Origin of the sequence: Devosia sp. Root685 (genome assembly GCF_001427875.1) — a bacterium.
Lineage (GTDB): Bacteria > Pseudomonadota > Alphaproteobacteria > Rhizobiales > Devosiaceae > Devosia.
The window spans coordinates 774,797-795,339 of the sequence record NZ_LMHK01000001.1 but is presented as its reverse complement, the minus strand read 5'-3'; the positions used below and the strand labels follow the sequence as shown (position 1 = coordinate 795,339).

General features: G+C 62.4%; 20 protein-coding genes. 16 read left to right on the top strand and 4 right to left on the bottom strand.

Going from position 1 to position 20,543, the window contains the following annotated elements:
* Nucleotides 1-82: 82 nt before the first annotated feature.
* The 3 genes from ASD83_RS03795 to ASD83_RS03790 all read left to right on the top strand — a co-directional run bounded on the left by ASD83_RS03795 (nucleotide 83) and on the right by ASD83_RS03790 (nucleotide 3,661).
* The gene (locus ASD83_RS03795; protein WP_056308088.1) at nucleotides 83-1,711 is read left to right on the top strand and encodes a CTP synthase; all 1,629 of its coding nucleotides are present in this window, start codon (nucleotides 83-85) and stop codon (nucleotides 1,709-1,711) included.
* Between the two features lie 203 nt (nucleotides 1,712-1,914).
* The gene (locus ASD83_RS20580) at nucleotides 1,915-2,091 is read left to right on the top strand and encodes a DUF4169 family protein (protein WP_082560934.1); all 177 of its coding nucleotides are present in this window, start codon (nucleotides 1,915-1,917) and stop codon (nucleotides 2,089-2,091) included.
* 280 nt (nucleotides 2,092-2,371) lie between these two features.
* Complete coding sequence (locus ASD83_RS03790) at nucleotides 2,372-3,661, top strand: MFS transporter (protein ID WP_056308086.1); 1,290 nt, start codon at nucleotides 2,372-2,374, stop codon at nucleotides 3,659-3,661.
* A gap of 130 nt (nucleotides 3,662-3,791) precedes the next feature.
* Here ASD83_RS03790 and ftrA read toward each other — a convergent pair whose 3' ends face one another.
* The gene (ftrA, locus tag ASD83_RS03785) at nucleotides 3,792-4,763 is read right to left on the bottom strand and encodes a transcriptional regulator FtrA (protein ID WP_082560933.1); all 972 of its coding nucleotides are present in this window, start codon (nucleotides 4,761-4,763) and stop codon (nucleotides 3,792-3,794) included.
* 79 nt (nucleotides 4,764-4,842) lie between these two features.
* Here ftrA and ASD83_RS03780 point away from each other — a divergent pair, with 79 nt between their 5' ends.
* The 4 genes from ASD83_RS03780 (at nucleotide 4,843) to aqpZ (ending at nucleotide 8,463) form a co-directional block, all read left to right on the top strand.
* Nucleotides 4,843-5,250, top strand: a complete 408-nt coding sequence (locus ASD83_RS03780; RefSeq protein ID WP_056308081.1) for a rhodanese-like domain-containing protein — start codon at nucleotides 4,843-4,845, stop codon at nucleotides 5,248-5,250.
* Between the two features lie 75 nt (nucleotides 5,251-5,325).
* Nucleotides 5,326-6,282: an NAD-dependent epimerase/dehydratase family protein gene (locus ASD83_RS03775; RefSeq protein ID WP_056308079.1), complete on the top strand. Its 957-nt coding sequence runs from the start codon at nucleotides 5,326-5,328 to the stop codon at nucleotides 6,280-6,282.
* A gap of 93 nt (nucleotides 6,283-6,375) precedes the next feature.
* On the top strand, nucleotides 6,376-7,653 hold the full coding sequence (eno, locus tag ASD83_RS03770) for a phosphopyruvate hydratase (protein WP_056308077.1): 1,278 nt from the start codon (nucleotides 6,376-6,378) through the stop codon (nucleotides 7,651-7,653).
* 123 nt (nucleotides 7,654-7,776) lie between these two features.
* Nucleotides 7,777-8,463, top strand: coding sequence for an aquaporin Z (gene aqpZ / locus ASD83_RS03765; protein ID WP_056308075.1), 687 nt, complete (start codon nucleotides 7,777-7,779; stop codon nucleotides 8,461-8,463).
* A 172-nt stretch (nucleotides 8,464-8,635) separates the two neighbouring features.
* Here the strand turns inward: aqpZ and ASD83_RS03760 are convergent, their stop codons facing one another.
* Nucleotides 8,636-10,111, bottom strand: a complete 1,476-nt coding sequence (locus ASD83_RS03760; protein WP_056308073.1) for an AMP nucleosidase — start codon at nucleotides 10,109-10,111, stop codon at nucleotides 8,636-8,638.
* 435 nt (nucleotides 10,112-10,546) lie between these two features.
* Between ASD83_RS03760 and greA the strand changes: the two genes are divergently transcribed.
* The 3 genes from greA (at nucleotide 10,547) to ASD83_RS03745 (ending at nucleotide 12,710) form a co-directional block, all read left to right on the top strand.
* Nucleotides 10,547-11,029, top strand: a complete 483-nt coding sequence (greA, locus tag ASD83_RS03755) for a transcription elongation factor GreA (RefSeq protein WP_056308071.1) — start codon at nucleotides 10,547-10,549, stop codon at nucleotides 11,027-11,029.
* A gap of 212 nt (nucleotides 11,030-11,241) precedes the next feature.
* Nucleotides 11,242-12,144, top strand: coding sequence for a bifunctional methylenetetrahydrofolate dehydrogenase/methenyltetrahydrofolate cyclohydrolase FolD (gene folD / locus ASD83_RS03750; protein WP_056308069.1), 903 nt, complete (start codon nucleotides 11,242-11,244; stop codon nucleotides 12,142-12,144).
* Entirely contained in the window at nucleotides 12,141-12,710 is a 570-nt protein-coding gene (locus tag ASD83_RS03745; RefSeq protein WP_056308068.1) for a DUF1643 domain-containing protein, read from the top strand. Before folD ends, ASD83_RS03745 begins: the two co-directional genes overlap by 4 nt.
* 34 nt (nucleotides 12,711-12,744) lie before the next feature.
* Here ASD83_RS03745 and ASD83_RS03740 read toward each other — a convergent pair whose 3' ends face one another.
* Nucleotides 12,745-13,158, bottom strand: a complete 414-nt coding sequence (locus tag ASD83_RS03740) for a GreA/GreB family elongation factor (protein ID WP_056308066.1) — start codon at nucleotides 13,156-13,158, stop codon at nucleotides 12,745-12,747.
* A gap of 182 nt (nucleotides 13,159-13,340) precedes the next feature.
* The gene (locus tag ASD83_RS03735) at nucleotides 13,341-13,550 is read right to left on the bottom strand and encodes a hypothetical protein (RefSeq protein WP_056308064.1); all 210 of its coding nucleotides are present in this window, start codon (nucleotides 13,548-13,550) and stop codon (nucleotides 13,341-13,343) included.
* Nucleotides 13,551-13,961: 411 nt separating this feature from the next.
* On the opposite strand from ASD83_RS03735, the gene ASD83_RS03730 reads away from it, so the two are divergent.
* From ASD83_RS03730 to ASD83_RS03705, 6 genes are all read left to right on the top strand, one after another.
* The gene (locus tag ASD83_RS03730; protein WP_320409095.1) at nucleotides 13,962-15,005 is read left to right on the top strand and encodes a septal ring lytic transglycosylase RlpA family protein; all 1,044 of its coding nucleotides are present in this window, start codon (nucleotides 13,962-13,964) and stop codon (nucleotides 15,003-15,005) included.
* Nucleotides 15,006-15,064: 59 nt separating this feature from the next.
* A complete protein-coding gene (locus ASD83_RS03725) occupies nucleotides 15,065-16,207 on the top strand; it encodes a D-alanyl-D-alanine carboxypeptidase family protein (protein WP_244489088.1) in 1,143 nt (380 codons plus the stop codon).
* Between the two features lie 301 nt (nucleotides 16,208-16,508).
* The gene (gene tmk, locus ASD83_RS03720) at nucleotides 16,509-17,195 is read left to right on the top strand and encodes a dTMP kinase (RefSeq protein ID WP_056308059.1); all 687 of its coding nucleotides are present in this window, start codon (nucleotides 16,509-16,511) and stop codon (nucleotides 17,193-17,195) included.
* On the top strand, nucleotides 17,192-18,217 hold the full coding sequence (locus ASD83_RS03715) for an AAA family ATPase (protein ID WP_056308057.1): 1,026 nt from the start codon (nucleotides 17,192-17,194) through the stop codon (nucleotides 18,215-18,217). Before tmk ends, ASD83_RS03715 begins: the two co-directional genes overlap by 4 nt.
* Nucleotides 18,214-19,764, top strand: coding sequence for a methionine--tRNA ligase (gene metG, locus ASD83_RS03710; RefSeq protein ID WP_056308055.1), 1,551 nt, complete (start codon nucleotides 18,214-18,216; stop codon nucleotides 19,762-19,764). Before ASD83_RS03715 ends, metG begins: the two co-directional genes overlap by 4 nt.
* 2 nt (nucleotides 19,765-19,766) lie before the next feature.
* On the top strand, nucleotides 19,767-20,543 hold the full coding sequence (locus ASD83_RS03705; protein WP_056308052.1) for a TatD family hydrolase: 777 nt from the start codon (nucleotides 19,767-19,769) through the stop codon (nucleotides 20,541-20,543).

Sequence of the window (20,543 nt, the reverse complement as noted above, 5' to 3'; positions counted from 1 at the left end):
GGAAACATCCCCTTCTTCTTTTTGTGTGGACCGATCTGATCGGCTCTGCGAATCGCTCATGATAGGCTTATGGTGATTGCCCATGGCTCGGTACGTTTTCATCACCGGAGGCGTGGTTTCCTCCCTTGGCAAAGGTTTGGCTTCAGCGGCGCTCGGCGCAGTGCTGCAGGCTCGCGGCTTTAAAGTCCGCCTGAGGAAGCTCGACCCTTATCTCAACATTGACCCCGGCACGATGTCGCCGACCCAGCACGGCGAGGTCTTCGTGACCGACGACGGCGCTGAGACAGACCTCGACCTCGGTCACTACGAACGCTTCACTGGCCGGGCGGCCAACAAGCGCGACAACATCACCTCGGGCCGCATCTATTCGGACCTGCTCAGCAAAGAGCGCAAGGGCGAATTCCTCGGCGCCACTGTGCAGGTCATTCCGCACGTCACCGACTCGATCAAGAATTTCGTCCTCGAAGGCAATGAGGACTATGATTTCGTCCTCGTCGAAATCGGCGGCACCGTCGGCGACATCGAAGGCCTGCCGTTCTTCGAGGCCATCCGCCAACTCGGCAACGACCTGCCGCGCAATCACACCTGCTATCTCCACCTCACCCTGATGCCGTACATTCCCTCGGCTGGTGAGCTCAAGACCAAGCCGACCCAGCACTCGGTGAAAGAGCTCCGCTCCATCGGCATCGCGCCCGACGTGCTGCTCGTGCGCTGCGATCGCCCGATTCCCGAAGGCGAAAAGAAGAAGCTCTCGCTCTTCTGCAACGTCCGCGAAAGCGCCGTTATTCAGGGCCTCGATGTAGGCTCGATCTACGATGTCCCGGTCGCCTATCACAACGAAGGCCTCGACCGCGAAATCCTCGCCGCCCTCGGCATCACCGATGCGCCCGAACCGGACATGTCGGCCTGGGACGAAGTCTCCCGCCGCTATCACAACCCCGAAGGCGAAGTGAACATCGCCATCGTCGGCAAATATACCGGCCTCAAGGACGCCTATAAGTCGCTCTCGGAAGCCCTGACCCATGGCGGCATCGCCAACAAGGTCAAGGTCAACCTGCAGTGGATCGATAGCGAAGTCTTCGAGCGCGATGACCCGGCACCATACCTCGAACACGTCCACGGCATTCTTGTGCCCGGCGGCTTCGGCGAGCGCGGTTCCGCCGGCAAAATCGAGGCGGCCCGCTTTGCCCGCGTCAAGGATGTGCCCTATTTCGGCATTTGCTTCGGCATGCAGATGGCCTGCATCGAGGCCGCCCGCAACACCGCCGGCATCAAGGCTGCTTCCTCCACCGAATTCGGCCCCACCAAGGAGCCGATCGTTGGCATGATGACCGAATGGGTCAAGGGCAACGAAACCGAAACCCGCGATACCTCCGGCAATCTCGGCGGCACCCTGCGCCTCGGCGCATACCCCGCCCAGCTCACCCGCGGCTCCCGCGTCGCCGACATCTACGGCTCGACCCGCATCTCCGAGCGCCATCGTCACCGCTACGAAGTGAACATGGACTACCGCAAACTCCTCGAAAAGAACGGTCTTTTGTTCTCAGGCGTCTCGCCTGATGGCAAGCTGCCCGAAATCGTCGAACGCACCGACCACCCATGGTTCATCGGCGTCCAGTTCCACCCCGAACTGAAGTCCAAACCCTTCGAACCCCACCCCCTGTTCACGAGTTTCATCTCCGCTGCGATGGAACAGAGCCGGTTGGTCTAGTGGCAGCAAACTTCCAGTAGCCCTCATGGTGAGGTGCTTTGCGATTAGCAAAGCCTCGAACCACGAGGGCGTGGCACAGAAACAAAAAAAGGGCTCCCAACCGGGAGCCCTTTTTTAATCACACCCCCAAACTCCCCCATCTCTCCCCGTCGTGCCGCGGCCACCTTTTGTGCTACACTCCTGCCACCATAGGAGCGCGTCTCATGGCCGAAATCATCTCCCTCTCCAAAGTCCGGAAAGCCAAAGCCCGCACCGAAAAGCTCGCGGCCGCCGAAGCCAACCGCCAAAAATTCGGCCGCACCAAGAGCGAAAAGCTCAAAGACACCACCGAAAAATCCCAATCCAAAAAACACCTCGACAGCCACAAACTCGAGGACTGAAGGGCAACACCCAAGCCCGCCCTCCCATCCTTCCCCATCAAGGGGGAGGTCCAGGTCAGTGACTTTGGCTAAATCTACCCCCAGACTCGATGCGCCACCTCCCCCTTGATGGGGAGGCCGGGAGGGGGTGGAGCCCCACGCACAGGCCCACAAATATAATACCCTTGCCCCAAACCGTACTCTGCGGTACTCCCCAACCCAATCGTTGGTTCTAGCGCGGACTATCGGGATGGAGGCGCGCTATTTCCGCGCCTGAATTGTAAAACCATCCCGGACGACCATGACCACCACAAGCATCTCGACCCCGGCGGCCGCGCCGAGGAATTCCGCCCGCCGCGTTCTCGCCGCGAGCATGATCGGCACCACGATCGAATTCTTCGACTTTTACATTTACGCCACCGCCGCGGTGATCGTTTTTCCGCACCTCTTCTTCCCCTCGACGGACGAAAACACCGCGCTGCTGTCTTCGCTCGCCACCTTCGCCATCGCCTTCCTCGCGCGCCCCATCGGCGCTGCCTTCTTCGGCCATTTCGGTGACAAGGTCGGCCGCAAGGCGACCCTCGTCGCCGCGCTCCTCACCATGGGCATTTCCACCGTCCTCATCGGCGCGCTGCCGACCTATGAACAGATCGGCATTGCCGCGCCGCTGCTCTTGGCGCTCTGCCGTCTGGGGCAGGGGCTTGGTCTTGGCGGCGAATGGGGCGGCGCTGTCCTCCTCGCCACTGAAAATGCGCCGGAAGGCAAGCGCGCCTGGTACGGCATGTTCCCCCAGCTCGGTGCTCCGGTCGGCTTCTTCTTCGCCACCACCATTTTTCTGGTCCTCGCCCATTTCCTTGGCGATGAAGCCTTCATGTCCTGGGGCTGGCGCGTGCCGTTCCTCGCCAGCGCCGTGCTGGTCATTTTCGGCCTCTTCATCCGCCTGAAAATCACCGAAACCCCGGAATTCGCCAAAGCCGTCGAAAAGTCCGAGCGCGTCGAAGTCCCGTTCCTCGACGTCTTCAAGAGCCACAAGCTGAGCCTCTTGCTCGGCACCATGGCTGCGCTCGCCACCTTCGTGCTGTTCTACATCATGACGGTGTTTTCGCTCAGCTACGGCACCAGCGCACTGGGCTATAGCCGCGAAGAATTCCTCATCCTGCAGATGGTCGGCGTCCTCTTCTTCGGCGCCTTCATCCCCATCTCCGCCGTCCTCGCCGATCGCTTCGGCATGCGCAAGGTCATGATTGGCGTGTCAATCTCGATCGGCATCTTCGGCCTGCTGTTGGCGCCGCTCCTTGGCTCGGGCAGCGTCTGGGGCGTCCTCGGCTTCCTCTGCATCGGCCTTGCCCTCATGGGCATGACCTATGGCCCCCTCGGCACCGCACTCGCCGCGCCGTTCCCCACCGCCGTGCGCTATACCGGCGCCTCGCTCACCTTCAACCTCGGCGGCATCTTCGGCGCCTCTTTCGCGCCCTACATCGCCACCTGGCTCGCCTCCACCTACGGCCTCCACACCGTGGGCTACTACATGATCCTCGCCGCAATCATCACCCTGATCGCCTTCGGCTTCATTCGGCAGACGTCGAAGTGAGCATCAGCCCGATTAAGTAGTCCTCATGGTGAGGTGCCCCGGGCTTGCCCGGGGCCTCGAACCACGAGGGCGTGGCACAGTGCCTTCTCCCCCTTGCGGGAGAAGGTTCCCCCCAAGGCAGATGTGGCGCTTACTCCGCCGCCACCTCCAAAAACCGCGCCCGATACTCACTCGGACTAATCCCCACCTTCTGCCGAAAATGATGCCGCAGCGTGTGCGCGCTTCCAAAGCCCACCGCGACAGCCACATCCTCCATCCCCGGATTGCCCTGAGTAAGAAGCCGCTTGGCCTCGCCAACCCGTTCGTCTGCCAGCCAATCCCCCGGCGATTGCCCGGTCGCCTCGGCAAACCGTCGCAGGAAAGTCCGCAGGCTCATCCTCATCTCGTCGGCCATTCGCGCCACCGTCCAATCGGCATCGAGACTCCTCCGAACCTCCTCCAAGAGCGGCCCGATCTCCGTGCCCTCCCGCACGCCCACCGGCCGCTCCAGAAACTGCGCCTGGCCACCAGCCCGATGCGCCGGCATCACCAGCCGCCGCGCCACCGAATTGGCCGCCGCCGCCCCAAAATCCTGCCGCACCATTTCAATCAGCAAATCGATCCCCGCCGCACTCCCGGCCGAAGTATGGATCCGATCGTGGATGCGATAGAGCGAAGCATCATCCACGGTGATATCCGGATGCCGCTCCCGCAACTTGTCCGCATAGCGCCAATGCGTCGTCGCCGTCCCGCCCGAGAGCAGCCCCGTCGCCGCCAGCACAAACGCCCCCGAACAGATCGAAGCCAACCGCGCGCCCCGCGCATGGGCCGCCCGCAACTGCTCCGCCAGCGCCTCGGGCACTGGCGCATCCGCACCCTTCCACCCCGGCACGACGATCACATCCGCCTCGGCCAAAATCTCCGGCCCATGATCGGCAATCACCGTCAGCCCGCCATGCGCCCGCATCGGCCCTTCATCGACCGCGCAAGAGGCAAACCGATACCAGCCGGTTCCCATTTCCGGCCGCGAGAGCCCAAAGACCTCGGTCACGATGCCGAATTCAAACGTGCAAAGCCCATCGTAGAGCAGGGCGACAACAAGCGGACCGGTCAAGTTTGGCATGATGTCTACGCATATTGTCATTCACGCCAATTTTCAATCGGGCAGGGCGCTCCTATCCAAGAGGCGAAGGAGAACCCAAATGCCCACATCCGTAGCCGCCACGCCCGCCGCCCCGAGCGTCCTCGCCCGCGAACATTTCGCCGCCCAGTTCGCTTTCGAGACCGATTGCTGGGACGTCCACGACGCCCTCGCCAAGGGTCCGGACTTCGTCCTCCTCGACGTCCGCAGCCCCGTCATGTTCGGCCGCGGCCACGTCCCCGGCGCCATCAACCTGCCGCACGGCAAGATCATCCGCTCCAGGATGGAAGACTACCCCGCCGACACGCTCTTCGTGACCTACTGCGCCGGCCCCCACTGCAACGGCGCCGCCCGCGGCGCCCTGCGCCTCGCCGAACTCGGCCGCCCCGTAAAGATCATGGCCGGCGGCATAACCGGCTGGATCGACGAGGGATTTGAATTGGAAAAGACCGAAGAGGTCGCCGCTTGATCCTCACCACATGGTTTGGCCACGCCTCGTCCTCATGCTAGGACGAGGCAAGCCAGCCGAGGGAGAGGAATTTCAATGGCACGCGTTGTCGTTATCGGGGCCACCGGCCATATCGGAACCTATCTCGTGCCGCGCCTCGTGCGCCTCGGCCACAATGTTGTCGCCGTCACCCGTGGCACCTCAAAACCCTATTTGCCCGACCCCGCCTGGTCCCAGGTCGAAAGCATCGCCCTCGATCGCGATGCGCTGGAGCGCCAGGGCAGTTTCGGCTCCACCATCGCCAATCTCCAGGGCGATGTGGTCATCGACAATATCTGCTTCACCCTCGATAGCGCCCGCCAGTTGGTCGAAGCCCTCAAGGGCAACGTGCAGCATTTCCTCCATATCGGCACCATCTGGACCCACGGCCTTTCCGAGGTCGTCCCGACACCGGAAGACGTCACCAAACGCCCCTTCGGCGAATACGGCATCGAGAAAGCCGCCATTGAAGCCTATCTGCTCGATCTCGCCCGCCGCGAAAATTTCCCCGCCACCATCATCCACCCCGGCCACATCGTCGGGGAAGGCTGGGCCCCGCTCAATCCCGCCGGCAATGGCGATCTCGCTGTGTTCGAAACCATCGCCCGCGGCGAGCGGCTCGAACTCCCCAATATCGGCATGGAAACCGTCCACCACATCCACGCCGACGACATCGCCGTCCTGCTTATTCAAGCTATGACCAATTGGCGCGCCGCCACCGGCGAAGCCTTTCACGCCGTCTCGCCCGGTGCCGTCACCCTTCGCCACTATGCCAGTTCCATCTTCCGCTATTTTGGCCACGAGCCAAATCTCGCCTTCGCCCCGTGGGAAGAATGGAAATCGCGCCAGACCGAAGAGAACGCCAACGCCACCTGGGACCACATCTCCCGCAGCCCCAATTGCTCCATCGAAAAAGGCCGCCGTCTCCTCGGCTACGCCCCGCGCTATTCATCCCTGGCCGCCGTGGAAGAATCCCTTGCCTGGCTCGTTGCCAATGGCCGTCTTCGCACCTGAGCGGCGAGTATTTTTGCGCGCCCCTCTTTCATCTGTCACACGGCCCGTCTAGACAGGCTCCACACCCAGAAAACTGCCCCGAAGGGAATTTCCATGTCGTCCATCATCCATGTCCAGGGTCGCCAGGTTTACGATAGCCGCGGCAATCCCACCGTCGAAGTCGATGTGGTCCTGGATGACGGCAGTTTTGGCCGCGCCGCCGTTCCCTCGGGCGCATCGACCGGCGCCCACGAAGCCGTCGAACTGCGCGATGGCGGCAAGAAGTACAATGGCAAGGGCGTCACCCAGGCCGTCGAAAACGTCAACACCGCCATCTTCGACGAAATTCAGGGCATGGATGCCCTCGATCAGCTCGGCGTTGATCAGGCCATGATCGATCTCGATGGCACCCCGAACAAGTCGCGCCTCGGCGCCAATGCCATCCTCGGCGTTTCCCTTGCCGTCGCCAAGGCTGCGGCCGAGTCGAGCGAACTGCCGCTCTATCGCTATGTCGGTGGCCCCAACGCCCACGTGCTGCCCGTCCCGATGATGAACATCATCAATGGCGGCGAGCATGCCGACAATCCGATCGACATGCAGGAATTCATGATCCTGCCCGCCGGCGCCGAAAGCCTTGCCGACGCCGTCCGCATCGGTTCGGAAATCTTCCATACCCTCAAAAAGGGTCTCTCCGCCGAAGGCCACAACACCAATGTGGGCGACGAAGGCGGTTTCGCGCCGAACCTCGGCTCGGCCGATGAAGCCCTCGGCTTCATCATGCGCTCCATCGAAAAGGCCGGTTACAAGCCCGGCGAGGACATCTTCCTCGGCCTCGATTGCGCCGCGACGGAATACTACAAGAACGGCAAGTACGAGATGGTCGGCGAGGGCAAGTCGCTCTCCTCCGAAGAAAACGTAAAATTCCTCGCCGATCTCGCCGCCCGCTACCCGATCATCACCATCGAAGACGGCATGGCCGAAGACGATTGGGATGGCTGGAAGGCTCTGACCGACGCCATCGGCAAGAACGTCCAGCTCGTGGGCGACGATCTTTTCGTCACCAACACCGCGCGCCTCGTCTCGGGCATCAAGATGGGCACCGCCAATTCGATCCTGGTGAAAGTCAACCAGATCGGCTCGCTCTCGGAAACCCTCAACGCCGTCGATACCGCCCACCGCGCCGGCTACACCTCGGTCATGTCGCACCGCTCGGGCGAAACCGAAGACTCCACCATTGCCGACCTCGCCGTCGCGCTCAATTGCGGCCAGATCAAAACCGGCTCGCTCTCGCGCTCCGATCGTCTGGCCAAGTACAACCAGCTGATCCGCATCGAAGAGCAGCTTGGTTCTTCGGCCAAGTACGCTGGCTACTCGGTCGTGAAGGGCCGGTAAACAAAATCGCAGATTGGGGAAGGGGCGGGCAATATGTCCGCCCTTTTCATTTGAGTTTACTGCCCAAAAACCAGGCATAAGATGCCAGATGTAGAATCATCTGCACTTGGGGAGTCTTTGGGTATGATAAAGCGTCTATCTGCCGAAGCATTTGGTACATTCTGGCTAGTATTCGGCGGCTGTGGCTCCGCCGTTCTTGCCGCCGGCATTCCTGAACTTGGCATCGGCTATGCCGGCGTCGCTCTGGCCTTCGGCCTCACGGTGCTGACCATGGCCTATGCCGTCGGCCACATTTCCGGCGGCCACTTCAATCCCGCCGTGTCTCTCGGCCTCGCCATTGCCGGCCGCTTTCAGTACAAGGACCTGCTGCCCTATTGGGTCGCCCAGCTCGTCGGCGGCGTCCTCGGCGCTGCAGTGCTCTTCGCCATCGCCTCGGGCACGGCCGGTTTCGTCGCCGGTGGCTTTGCCTCAAACGGCTACGATGCCCTCTCGCCCCATGGCTATAGCCTCGTCTCCGTGCTGATCGCCGAAGTCGTGCTCACCGCCTTCTTCCTGATCATCATCCTGGGCTCGACCCACGGCAATGCGCCCGTCGGTTTCGGCCCCATCGCCATCGGCCTCGGCCTGACCCTGATCCACCTGATTTCGATCCCGGTCAGCAACACCTCGGTCAATCCAGCCCGCTCCATCGCCGCCGCCATCTTCGCCCAAAACGGCGCCCTCGGTCAGGTCTGGCTCTTCATCCTCGCCCCGCTCGCCGGCGCCGCCCTCGGCGCCATAATCTGGAAAGCGCTACTCGAACGCGACTGAAACAGAAGAGGCCGGTCAAACGACCGGCCTCTTTCAATATACCAGTAGCCCTCATGGTGAGGTGCGAAGCGCAGCGTAGCCTCGAACCACGAGGGCGTGGCACGAAACATCCGGGCACGACCTCGCCCTTCGAGGCCCGCCTTTGGCGGGCGCCTCAGGATGAGGTCTACTTTTACTGAAACGCCGTCTCCGCAAAACTCCGCAACTTCCGCGAATGCAACCGCTCCGCCGGCTGATCCCTGAGAATCTCCATCGCCCTCAGTCCAATCTGCAAATGCCGATTGACCTGCGTGCGATAAAAGTCCGAAGCCATGCCCGGCAGCTTCAGTTCCCCATGCAGCGGCTTGTCCGAAACACACAGCAGCGTCCCATAAGGCACCCGGAACCTGAACCCGTTCGCCGCAATCGTCGCGCTCTCCATATCGAGCGCCACCGCCCTCGATTGGCTCAATTGCCTTACGATCTCCGTCTGATCCCGCAATTCCCAGTTGCGATTATCAAACGTCGCCACCGTCCCGGTGCGCATGATCTTCTTGGTTTCGATCCCCTCGGTCTGGGTGATTTCCTCCACCGCCTGCTCCAGCGCCACCTGCACCTCGGCCAGCGCCGGCACCGGCACGGTCAGCGGCAGGTCGGCATCGAGCACATGGTCCTCGCGCACATAGGCATGCGCCAGCACATAGTCGCCCAGCTCCTGGCTATTCCGTAAGCCGGCACAATGCCCCAGCATGATCCAGGCATGCGGCCGCAGCACCGCGATATGGTCGGTAATGGTCTTCGCATTGGCCGGCCCAACGCCGATATTGACCATGGTAATGCCGCGCCCGCGATCCCCCACCAGATGATAGGCCGGCATTTGCGGCGCCCGTGGCGGCGGCGATCCAGTCACCGCGCCCCCGGTGAGCGCATTGTCGGTGAACACATTCCCTGGCTCGATAAACCGCTGATAATGCGCGTGCCCGTCCGCCATCCACGCCTTCGCCACCCGGCAGAATTCGTCGATGTAAAACTGGTAATTGGTAAAAATCACAAAGTTCTGGAAATGCTCGGCCGCCGTGCCGGTATAATGCGCCAGCCGGAACAGCGAATAATCCACCCGCGGCGCCGTAAAGGCCGAAAGCGGATAAGGCCCACCCCGCGGCGGCACATAGGTGCCATTGGCAATTTCGTCGTCGGTATTGGCGAGATCAGGCGCGTCAAAAACGTCGCGCAGCGGAATACCAAGCGCATTCAGCGCGGCGCCATCCACATGCTCATGCGCCGGCAGCGCAAAGTGCAGCGGGATCGGGGTGTCCGATTCACCCACATCGATCGTGCCGCCATGATTGTGCAGCAGCACGGTGAACTGTTCCTGGAAATAGGTCTTGAACAGTTCCGGCGCCGTCACTGTCGTGCGGTAAATCCCCGGCGTATGCAGATACCCATAGGGCAGGGTGCTTTCATGCTTGGAATAGCTCGTCGAGCGCACTTCCACCTGCGGGTAGCAGGCCCGCACCCGCCCCTGCGGAATTTCCCCCCGCGTCAGGCGCGCCAGCTGGTCGCGAATGAAATCGCAGTTCCGATAGTAGATGTGGGCGATATGCTCCCAGGCGGCCTCGGGATCGGTAAAGCTCTGGGTTTCGAGGCGCGGCGGGCTAATCGTCGTCATGAACCATCCTCATCTGCCGGCCACTGGGCCGCGGGCGCTCATTGGAATCGCGCCGGTTTGACCGTTCACTATAGGGACGGGATGACACCTTCTCAACGGACCTGCGTGACACGCACGACCAGCTTCACACTTCGGTGAGCCGTACTTTTATTGCCGCAATTGCCCACCATCTTTCACTCAGTTCATCGGCACGGCAAACGACCCATGCAAACCGGTGAGCAGGATGTGGTTGGCCGCTTGTCCCCCAAGCCCTCAACAGCGCGGCGGATCATGTCCCCCAAGGCCGTCCGGCAGCGATGTCGGACGGTCTTTTCTTTTGCCCGACCGCCCATTAGACCTCACATGGTTCAGTAGCCCTCACAGTGAGGTGCGGCGCGCAGCGTCGCCTCGAACTGCGAGAGCGTGCCACCCCAGCATTGACGGAGTCCCCACAGCGTGAGCGTAGCCTTCACCAAAGAAGACAGTGCTGAAACCGCCTCGGAATCCGTCCTCCCCGATCGCCCCATTCCGCCCGGTCTCAATCTCGTCACCCAAGCGGGCCTCAAGGCACTCGAAGCCCAGGTGCAGGCCGCCCGCGCCGCCTTCGAAGCCGCACAGGCAAATGAAGACATCAACGAGCGCCGCCGCCTGTCCGCCGTCCCGCTCCGCGATCTGCGTTATTTCTCCGAACGCCTCCGCACGGCCCAATTGGTGCCCGTGCCCTCCAGCGCCGAAACCGTCGCCTTCGGCCTGACCGTCACCTTCACCCGCGACGATGGCCGCGTGCAGACCTACCGCATCGTCGGCGAAGACGAAGCCGACCCCAAATCCGGCACCATCTCCCACGCCTCCCCAATCGCCCAAGCCCTCCTCGGCAAAAGCCCCGGCGACATCGCCATGCTCGGTGACCAGGAACTTGAGATCATCAAGATCGGTTAGCGGACGCGTTCAACGCCACCCCAGTAGTCCTCATCCTGAGGCGCGAAGCGCAGCGTAGCCTCGAAGGACGAGGGCGTGCCCCCGATGCATGCAAACCATGCCCCAATCCCTCCACCAAACCAATGGACGGATCACGACACATCCCTTATGTCGAAGCCGAAACGCGGGAACACCCTCCTGCGCCTCTAAATCCCTATGAAAACGAGGCCACCATGACCGCAAAAATCATCGACGGAAAACTCTTTGCCGAGAATCTGCGCGGTCGTATCGCCGGTCATGTCGCCCGCCTAAAAGCCGAGCACGGCATCACCCCCGGCCTCGCCGTCGTCATCGTCGGTCACGACCCGGCCAGCCAGGTCTATGTGTCCAATAAGGCCAAGCAGACCGCCGAAGTCGGAATGAATTCGTTCAAGCACGAACTGCCCGAAGACGTATCGGAAGCCGACCTTCTGGCCCTGGTGCATCAGCTCAATGCCGATCCCGCCGTTCATGGCATTCTCGTGCAGTTGCCTGTTCCCAAGCACATCGACCCCAACAAGGTCATCGAAGCCATCGACCCCATGAAGGACGTCGATAGCTTCACTCCCGCCAATGTCGGCAAGGTCCAGATCGGTCTGCCCGGCCCGGTCTCCTGCACCCCGCTCGGCTCGCTCATGCTGCTGCGCGATCACCTCGGCAATCTCGAAGGCAAGAACGCCGTCATCATCGGCCGCTCCAACCTTGTCGGCAAGCCGATGATGCAGCTCCTGCTGCGGGACAATTGCACGGTCACCGTCGCCCATTCGAAGACCCAGAACCTCGCCGATGTCGTCCGTCAGGCCGATATCGTCGTCGCCGCCGTCGGCCGTCCCGAAATGGTCAAGGGGGATTGGCTAAAACCCGGTGCCGTGGTCATTGATGTGGGTATCAATCGCGTTCCTGCTCCCGAAAAGGGCGAAGGCAAAACCAAGCTCGTCGGTGACGTCCATTTCGCCTCCGCGGCCGAAGTCGCGGGCGCCATCACCCCGGTTCCCGGCGGCGTCGGCCCCATGACCATCGCCTGCCTCTTGGCAAACACCATCACCACCGCCTCGCTCATCAACGGCCTCGTGCCCCCGAGCGATCTCACCGCATGAGCCAGACGTCTCTGGACCTCGGCGACACCGGCCACGATCCCGGCGGCAAGGTGCGCCTGCGCCTCGGCGCCGGGGTTTCAGGCGATGCCGTCATGAGCCCCGACGGCCGCTACCGCCAGCTCATGCGCCGCTGGCTGGGCGACACTTTTCCGGAAAACTACATCCTCTTCATCGGCATGAACCCCTCCACCGCCGATGCCACGGTGGATGACCCCACCTGCGCTCGCGAATGGACTTTTGCCCGCCGCGAAGGTTTTTCCGCCATGGTCAAATGCAATGTCGGCGACTATCGCGCCACCGACCCCAAATCCCTGCTGCTCCCCGGCACGGTCGCCGTCTCCCCGGCCAACCTCCCGGCCATCCGCACCGCCGCCAACGGGGCAGGGCGCATCGTCCTCTGCCACGGCAAACTCAACAAAGCCCTCGCCCCTGCCGGCCGCGAACTCGTCGACACCCTCCGCGCCGACAAACTCGACCTCTGGTGCTTCGGCACCAATGCCGACGGCTCCCCCAAACACCCGCTCTATCTCAGGGCCGACACGCCGCTGGTGCCGTTCTTGTCCTGAACTCAAGACTGGGGGCGGCAAAACGCCGCCCCGCTCACCCCGCGTTCGCCACCTTCAGCGCCTCCACGCTATGCGCCGCGCCGCTCGCATCGACCCAGGCAATGATCTGCCCTGGCCGCAAGCCCAAAAGCGCCGCGCCATGTTTGGATGTCACCGACAGCCGATAGGTATCGCGCCCGGTGACATGCTCGGGCAATACCAGCTTGATCGTGTGCTCCTCGCCTGACGCCACGCGAAATCTCACCACGCTCCCGAGCCGCACAATGTCTGCCGGCAGCATGGTGTCCTCAACGACCACCGCCCGATCCAGCTCATAGAGCAAAAAGTCCACCTGATCGGAATCCTGTTCCACATCGATCAGCGCCGCGGTGGTCAGCCGCCGGTGCTCCCGCGCCCCGATCATGATCTCGGGCGATTGCGCCCAGTCTTTCAGCGAAAGCGTCGTCATCTCGCCTGGTCTCCTGTTTCCTTCCTGCCAAATCCGTTCCGGCCCCCCGGCGCATCGAAGAGATGCTCGGGCGGGGCGGTCGGGCCATCATAGTCCCGGTGACACCACGGACACCGCCGTGCCGCCCTCGGGCGCGGACCGGCACAAGACCGGCAAAATCTCAGCGCTGGCATCGTACTCCCTCACATCTGCGAGGATCGTGCGAAGGCCTGCAGCATCCGCTGCCGCTCTTCGAGCGAAGCGAGCCGCACGGTCATGGTTTCGGTCTTGATCGGCGTCTGTGGCGGCAGGCTGTAGCGCACATCGGGCACATGCTGGTCGGCCCAGTCCTTGAACCGGCTAAGCTTGTTGCCGCCGCTGATGGGGAGGGTGACGGAATACTTGAAGGTCATCGCAATTGTCTCGGGACAGGCATGCCAAAACGCACCCGCGATCCGCAGGCGCCGTCAGGCATGAAAAATGTGGGATTGGTTGGAGCCTCCTGGTGCCGCTCTTGCCTTTTAGGCAGGTAGCAACACCAGGCAATCAGCCTGCCAGGCGATGACCATCGCGTGTCTGGGGGGTGAAAATGAAATCCGTGCTCATGCCGCCCATGATGGCCATATTCCCCACAATGTCAAATTCGCGAGCGAAAACAGGCTTTACCCCGCGTTTACCTAAATCGGCGCAATGCGGCTTCAAATGCTAACACTCTGTCAGCATTAACGTCTCCTCAACCAGCTTGGCGACATTTTGCGGGGAATTGTCCGCGCGCGTCCAAAAATACGTGCGCCGTGAACCAAGCGTGTTGAGTAAAAAGTACCGTGACCACTTGGCGCAACCTCGTCCGCACCCTCGCCCTCTGTGCGTTGATCGCCCCGACCCTTGCTGCCTGCATGGGTGGAGCAGGGGGGCTCGGCGCCACCGTCAAGCGTGGCGCCTTCACCTCCAAGGAATATGGCGTTTCCGTCTCGCCCCGCGTCACCAATGACCCCAATCCGCCGCGCGGCGGTGGCCGCTATCAGGTCGGCCAGCCCTATACCGTGCGCGGCAAAACCTATGTGCCGAAGGACGATCCGAACTATCAGGCCTCCGGCACCGCCTCCTGGTATGGCTCCGATTTCCATGGCCGCCGCACCGCAAATGGCGAAATCTTCTCGGCCAACGCCATCACTGGCGCGCACCCGACCCTGCCGCTGCCGTCCTATGTCCGCGTTACCAACCAGGACAATGGCCGCTCCCTGATCGTCCGCATCAACGATCGCGGCCCCTATGTCGCCGGCCGCGTTGTCGACCTCTCGCACCAGGCCGCCGCCATGCTTGGCTATGTCAATAACGGCTCGGCCAATGTGCAGGTCCAATATGTCGGCGCCGCCCCGCTCGAAGGCGATGACACCCGCACCCTCATGGCCAGCTATTCCGGCCCCAACGATTTCGACACCGGCAATATTCGCGTCGCCTCGGCCGAGAGCAATCGCAGCCTCGTCGGCATGACGACGAATTTCTTCAATGGCTTGTTCTCCTATGCTGACGCAACGCCTCAAAGCGTTGATGCCGGCATCGGCTCGGCCTTTGCCGCCGTCAATTCCATGGCCGCCGGCACGCCGGATTTGCAGGCCTGGGCCAAGAGCGTCGATGCCGATAGCCGCGCCGTCAAGCTCGGCCTCGGCACTTTCGCCAATCAGCGCAATGCCATAGCGCTGGCCGAACGCTTCGCTATCCTCGGCGCGGTCGATGAAGAGCAGGTGCTGCTCAACGGCCATAACGCGACCCGTCTCACACTCAGCCATTTGAAGCCCGGCGCCACAAAAGACGACGCGCTCGCATTGGCGCGAGAACTTGGCCTTGGCGACATAATTCTCTATTAAGTTAGGGTCTTCAGCCGCGCCGAAACCGGCCATGACGGCCGCAACGCAAGGTATCGCCCGTGAGACTGCTTCTCGCCCTGCTCTTCGCTTTCGCCAGTGCCTTTCCCGCGCTGGCGCAGGCCAATTTCGAGACCAAGGCCCGCTTCGCGGTGCTGATGGACTATGAATCGGGCACGGTGATTTTTCAGAAGGACGCCGACGCGCGCCTGGAGCCGGCCAGCATGACCAAGCTCATGACCCTGGCCGTCGTCTTCCACGAGCTTCGCGCGGGCCGCATCAGTCTCAACGATCAGTTCTTCGTCTCCGAAAATGCCTGGCGCACCGGCGGCGCGGCTTCGGGTGGCTCCACCATGTTCGCCGCCCTCAATTCCCAGATCCGCGTCGAAGACCTCATTCGCTCGGTCATCATCCAGTCGGGCAACGATGCCGCCATCATTCTTGCCGAAGGCATCGCCGGCACCGAAGCCACCTTCGCCTCGATGATGAACGAACTGGCGCGCGACCTGGGCCTCGAGGATTCCCATTTCACCAATGCCACCGGCCTGCCTGATCCCGACGAATATTCCACCGCCCGCGATCTCGGCGACCTCGGCCGCTATCTGATCCGCGAATTCCCCGAATTCTACCACTACTTCTCCGAGCCCGAGATGGAGTGGAACGGCATCAAACAGGCCAATCGCAATTCCCTGATCGAAGTCGGCATCGGCGTCGATGGCCTCAAGACCGGCCACACCCAGGCGGCTGGTTATGGCGCCGTCATCTCCACCGCCCAGGGCGATCGCCGCCTCGTCGCCGTCGTCCACGGCCTCGGCTCCATGCGCGAACGCGCCGAGGAAGGCCGCAAGCTGCTCACCTGGGGCACGCGCGCCTTCGAGCGTTTCGAGGCCTATCCCGATGGTGCCGTGGTTGCCTATGCCGATGTCTATGGCGGCGCTATCGGCAGCGTCGGCCTCGTCGGCAAAGGCGAAATCGCGCTCTACCTGCCGCGCGGCTCCCGCGATTGCCTCTCGGCCAGCGTCCACTATGTCGGCCCGCTCCTGCCCCCGGTTGCCGCCGGCCAGCAAGTCGCCGAATTGCGCGTCCTCTGCAACGATCAGCTCGTCCAATCCGCCCCCCTCTACGCCGCCGAAGACGTGCCCCAAGGCGATCTCGTCCGCCGCGCGACGGACGCGCTGAAGCAGTTGGCGCTTGGCTGGCTTTGAACACCAGTAGACCTCATCCTGAGGCGCGGAGCGCAGCGGAGCCTCGAAGGACGAGGTCGTGGCACGATGCCTCCTGTACCCCCACCTACCCCCCCCTGGTAGGGGGAGGGACGCATCGAGTTAATCTCGTTGTCTGTGAGCCACCGGCAGATCCCTCCCCCTACCAGGGGGAGGTTAGGTGGGGGTACCGGCGGCCGTGAGCCAACCACCTAACCAGGTAAGCGGTATGTGGGAGTGCCCAAACCTTCCCCCACCTCCCGAGTTGACCTAAAAGAAACCGGACCAAGGAATCAGCCCACCCATGCTCGAAGCGCCAAATCGCAGACAGGCTCGCTTCATCACCTTTGAAGGTGGAGAAGGGGTGGGCAAATCCACCCAGGTCAAGCGCCTGCTCGCCAATCTGGCCAATGTTTCGGTCGAGGCAGTCCGCACTCGCGAGCCGGGCGGCACGCCCAAGGCCGAAGCCATCCGCTCCTTCATCCTGCAAGGCCGCAGCGAAGCCTGGGGTTCAGGCGCCGAAGCCGTGCTGTTCGCCGCCGCCCGCTACGATCACGTTACCCAATTGATCGCCCCCAATCTCGCCAAGGGCACCTGGGTCATCTCCGACCGCTTTTGCGATTCCACCCGCGCCTATCAGGGCCTGACAGGCGGCGTCGATACGAGGCTGATCGACGCCCTCGAAGACCTCGCGCTCGATGGCCACACGCCCGACCTGACCATTGTCCTCGACATGGACCCCGAAACCGCCTTCAAGCGCGTCGCCGAACGCGCCATCGAAGATGGCCTTGCCCTGACGGGCGACCGCTTCGAAAAGGAAGAGCTCGATTGGCATAAACGCCTGCGCGATGGTTTTCTCGATATCGCCCGTAACAATACCGAGCGCTGCGTGGTGCTCTCCGCCAATCAGGCCGAAGAAAGCCTCGAGCGCGAAATCTGGAACACCGTCCAGACCCGCTTCCCCGAGCTACAGAGCGGAATTCCGGCGTGACCGATCCCAACGCGCTTGCCGGCCTGCCGCTCCCCGAAGAGCGGCACGGCGCCATCGGCCATGACGCCGCCCGCAGCGCCATCCTGGCTCAACTCCACGACCGCCGCCTGCCGGGCGCCATTATGCTCCACGGCCCCCAAGGCATCGGCAAGGCCACCTTCGCCTTCGAACTCGCCGCCGCCATCCTTCTCGCCACCGGCGATGAGAGCCCCGAGCGCGTTCAGGAACAGGTGACGGCGCTCTCGCACCCAAACCTCTTCGTCCTCCGTCGCAGGCTAAAAGACTCCAAAGGCTATTACACCATCATCCGGGTCGAGGATGTGCGCGAACTCCGCGATGCGCTGCACCACACCCGCGGTCGCGCCGGCCATCGCATCGCCATTCTCGACTCCATCGACGATTGCAATCCCTCCGCCGCCAACGCGCTCCTCAAGACCCTCGAAGAGCCACCCGCCGATACGACCTTCCTGCTGATCTCGCACCGCCCCGGCCAATTGCTGCCGACCATCAAGTCGCGCTGCCATAACCTGGCTTTGCGTCCCCTTGCCGATAGTGATGTCGCCGAAATCGTCACCGCCAGCATGCCCGATATCGACGGCGAAACCCTGCAACGCGCCCTCGGCCTTGCCGGTGGCCGTCCTCGTCGTGCCTTCGAAACCCTGGCGCTGTCGCCAGAGTCCCCCGTCGGCGCGCTCATTGCCTGGCTGCAAGCGCCCCAAAGCCTGCCTTCCGGCACCGCCATCGCGCTTGCCGACGCCATTGGTTCCGATCCGCAGGGACCGGACATGTCCTTCGCCCGCGAAATCCTTCTCGATTGGCTTTCCGACGAGGCGCGCAATGCCGCAATGCAGCCGGGCGAGCGGTTGCGGCTTGCCTCGGCAACTGACCTATGGGACAAGGCAAATGCGCTTCTGAGCGAGGCCGACAGCGTCAATCTCGACATGAAACAGACGCTGTCCGTGCTGTTCGACGCCATCAGGAAGCACCGAAACACGACTGCCATCCCCACAGAGTCACAATGACCGCCAAGCCCTTTTACGTCACGACCGCGATTTCCTATCCCAATGGCGCCCCCCATATCGGCCACGCCTATGAGATGATCGCGACCGACGCCATCGCCCGCTGGAAGCGGCTCGAAGGCCGGGAAGTTTACTTCCTCACGGGGACCGACGAACACGGGATCAAGATGGTTCAGACCGCGGCCAAGGAAGGCATTCCGGTCCGCGAACTGGCAGATCGCAATTCGGCCGAGTTCAAAAAGCTCGCCGAAGCGCTGAACCTTTCCAACGACGATTTTATCCGCACCACCGAACAGCGCCACTATGACGCCTCGCAGGCCATCTGGAAAAAGATGGAAGCGAGCCACAACGGCGACATTTTCCAGTCCACCTACAAGGGCTGGTATTCGGTGCGCGACGAGGCCTATTTCGACGAGAGCGAGCTGACCGAAAAGAACGGCAAGCGCATCGCCCCGTCCGGCGCCGAAGTCGAATGGGTCGAAGAGCCGACCTATTTCTTCCGCCTCTCCGCCTATCAGGAAAAGCTCCTCGCGCTCTACGAAGCGAACCCCGATTTCATCGCGCCCAAAGAGCGTCGCAACGAAATCATCTCCTTCGTCAAAGGCGGCCTGCAGGACCTCTCGGTTTCCCGCACCACCTTCGATTGGGGCATTCCTGTTCCCGGCGCCGAAGGCCACGTCATGTATGTCTGGGTCGACGCCCTGACCAATTACATCACCGGCGTCGGTTACCCCGATGAACAGAGCGAACTGTTCAAAAAATTCTGGCCCGCTGACCTCCACGTCATCGGCAAGGACATCATCCGCTTCCACACCGTCTATTGGCCCGCTTTCCTCATGAGCGCCGGCATCGAAGTCCAGCACCGCGTCTTCGCACACGGCTTCCTCACCGTCGATGGCCAGAAAATGAGCAAGTCGCTCGGCAACGTCATCGACCCCTTCGAACTGGTCGAAACCTTCGGCCCCGACGCCGTGCGCTACTTCTTCCTCCGCGAAGTCTCCTTCGGCAACGACGGCGACTATTCCAACGAGAAGCTCGTCAACCGCGTCAACGCCGACCTCGCCAACAATCTCGGCAATCTCGCCCAGCGCTCGCTTTCGATGATCAGCAAGAACTGCGAAGGGAAGGTCCCCGCTCTCGGCGCCCTGACCGACGCCGACAACGCGATCATCAATGAGGTCACCGAGGCCCTCGCCGCCGCCCAAAAGGCCATGGACGAACAACTCGTCCACGAAGCCACTGGCGCCCTCATTTCGGCGCTCTCGTCGGCCAACAACTATTTCGCCGGCCAGGAACCCTGGGCGCTGAAAAAGACCGATCCGACCCGCATGGCGACCGTCCTCTACGTCACCGCCGACACCGTTCGCCGCATCGCCATCCCGATGCTCGCCTTCGTTCCAGCCTCGGCTGCCCGTCTTCTCGATCAGCTTGCCGTGCCTGATAACCAAAGGACGCTATCGGCTGCGCTCGATGCTAACAGTCTGCTAACCAATACTGACCTGCCAGTGCCGCAAGGCGTCTTCGCGCGCGTCGAAAAACCGGCCGAATAAGCATGCTGATCGATAGCCACTGCCATCTCGACTTCGAGGCGCTATCGGCCGATATCGACGGCGTGATGGCCCGCGCCGCCGCCGTCGGCGTCACCGGAATGGTGACGATATCAACACGTGTGGATAACTTTTCCACATACACCGCCATCGCAGAACGTTTCCCGAACGTCTGGTGCTCGGTCGGCACGCATCCGCACAATGCCGATCAGGAATTGCATATACAAACGGATGATCTTGTCCGGCTAAGTGCCCATCCCCGTTGCATTGCTATCGGCGAAGCGGGCCTCGATTACTTCTACGACAACGCCCCGCGCGAGGCTCAGGCAACCGGCCTTCGCCGCCACATCGCCGCGTCCCGGATCACCAGTCTTCCACTGGTTATCCACAGCCGCGCCGCCGACGATGACATGGCAAATATCCTCGAAGAAGAGAGCCGGGCAGGGGCCTTCCCCTTCGTCCTCCATTGCTTCACCGCTGGCCGCAACCTCGCCGAACGCGCCCTCGCTCTGGGCGGTTACATCTCCTTCTCCGGCATCGTCACCTTCAAAAATGCCCAGGAAATTCAAGACGTTGCGAAGTTCGTCCCGGCCGATCGCTACATCGTAGAAACCGACTCCCCCTACCTGGCCCCCATCCCCCATCGCGGCCAGTCGAACGAACCCAGCTTCGTCCGCCACACCGCCGAAAAAGTCGCAGAACTCCGGGGTATTTCGCTCGAACAACTGTCCGCCGAAACCACCGCCAACTTCGCGCGCCTGTTCTCCAAATCCGGCCTCTGA

Excerpts from the sequence above, each read along its gene's own strand:
- ASD83_RS03745 (WP_056308068.1), top strand. The coding sequence starts at position 12,141 with ATGAGCCAGACGTCTCTGGACCTCGGCGACACCGGCCACGATCCCGGC.
- ASD83_RS03795 (WP_056308088.1), top strand. The coding sequence starts at position 83 with ATGGCTCGGTACGTTTTCATCACCGGAGGCGTGGTTTCCTCCCTTGGC.
- ASD83_RS20580 (WP_082560934.1), top strand. The coding sequence starts at position 1,915 with ATGGCCGAAATCATCTCCCTCTCCAAAGTCCGGAAAGCCAAAGCCCGC.
- ASD83_RS03705 (WP_056308052.1), top strand. The coding sequence starts at position 19,767 with ATGCTGATCGATAGCCACTGCCATCTCGACTTCGAGGCGCTATCGGCC.
- ftrA (WP_082560933.1), bottom strand. The coding sequence starts at position 4,763 with ATGCCAAACTTGACCGGTCCGCTTGTTGTCGCCCTGCTCTACGATGGG.
- tmk (WP_056308059.1), top strand. The coding sequence starts at position 16,509 with ATGCTCGAAGCGCCAAATCGCAGACAGGCTCGCTTCATCACCTTTGAA.
- ASD83_RS03740 (WP_056308066.1), bottom strand. The coding sequence starts at position 13,158 with ATGACGACGCTTTCGCTGAAAGACTGGGCGCAATCGCCCGAGATCATG.
- folD (WP_056308069.1), top strand. The coding sequence starts at position 11,242 with ATGACCGCAAAAATCATCGACGGAAAACTCTTTGCCGAGAATCTGCGC.
- aqpZ (WP_056308075.1), top strand. The coding sequence starts at position 7,777 with ATGATAAAGCGTCTATCTGCCGAAGCATTTGGTACATTCTGGCTAGTA.
- ASD83_RS03760 (WP_056308073.1), bottom strand. The coding sequence starts at position 10,111 with ATGACGACGATTAGCCCGCCGCGCCTCGAAACCCAGAGCTTTACCGAT.
- ASD83_RS03790 (WP_056308086.1), top strand. The coding sequence starts at position 2,372 with ATGACCACCACAAGCATCTCGACCCCGGCGGCCGCGCCGAGGAATTCC.
- metG (WP_056308055.1), top strand. The coding sequence starts at position 18,214 with ATGACCGCCAAGCCCTTTTACGTCACGACCGCGATTTCCTATCCCAAT.
- ASD83_RS03780 (WP_056308081.1), top strand. The coding sequence starts at position 4,843 with ATGCCCACATCCGTAGCCGCCACGCCCGCCGCCCCGAGCGTCCTCGCC.
- ASD83_RS03775 (WP_056308079.1), top strand. The coding sequence starts at position 5,326 with ATGGCACGCGTTGTCGTTATCGGGGCCACCGGCCATATCGGAACCTAT.
- ASD83_RS03735 (WP_056308064.1), bottom strand. The coding sequence starts at position 13,550 with ATGACCTTCAAGTATTCCGTCACCCTCCCCATCAGCGGCGGCAACAAG.
- eno (WP_056308077.1), top strand. The coding sequence starts at position 6,376 with ATGTCGTCCATCATCCATGTCCAGGGTCGCCAGGTTTACGATAGCCGC.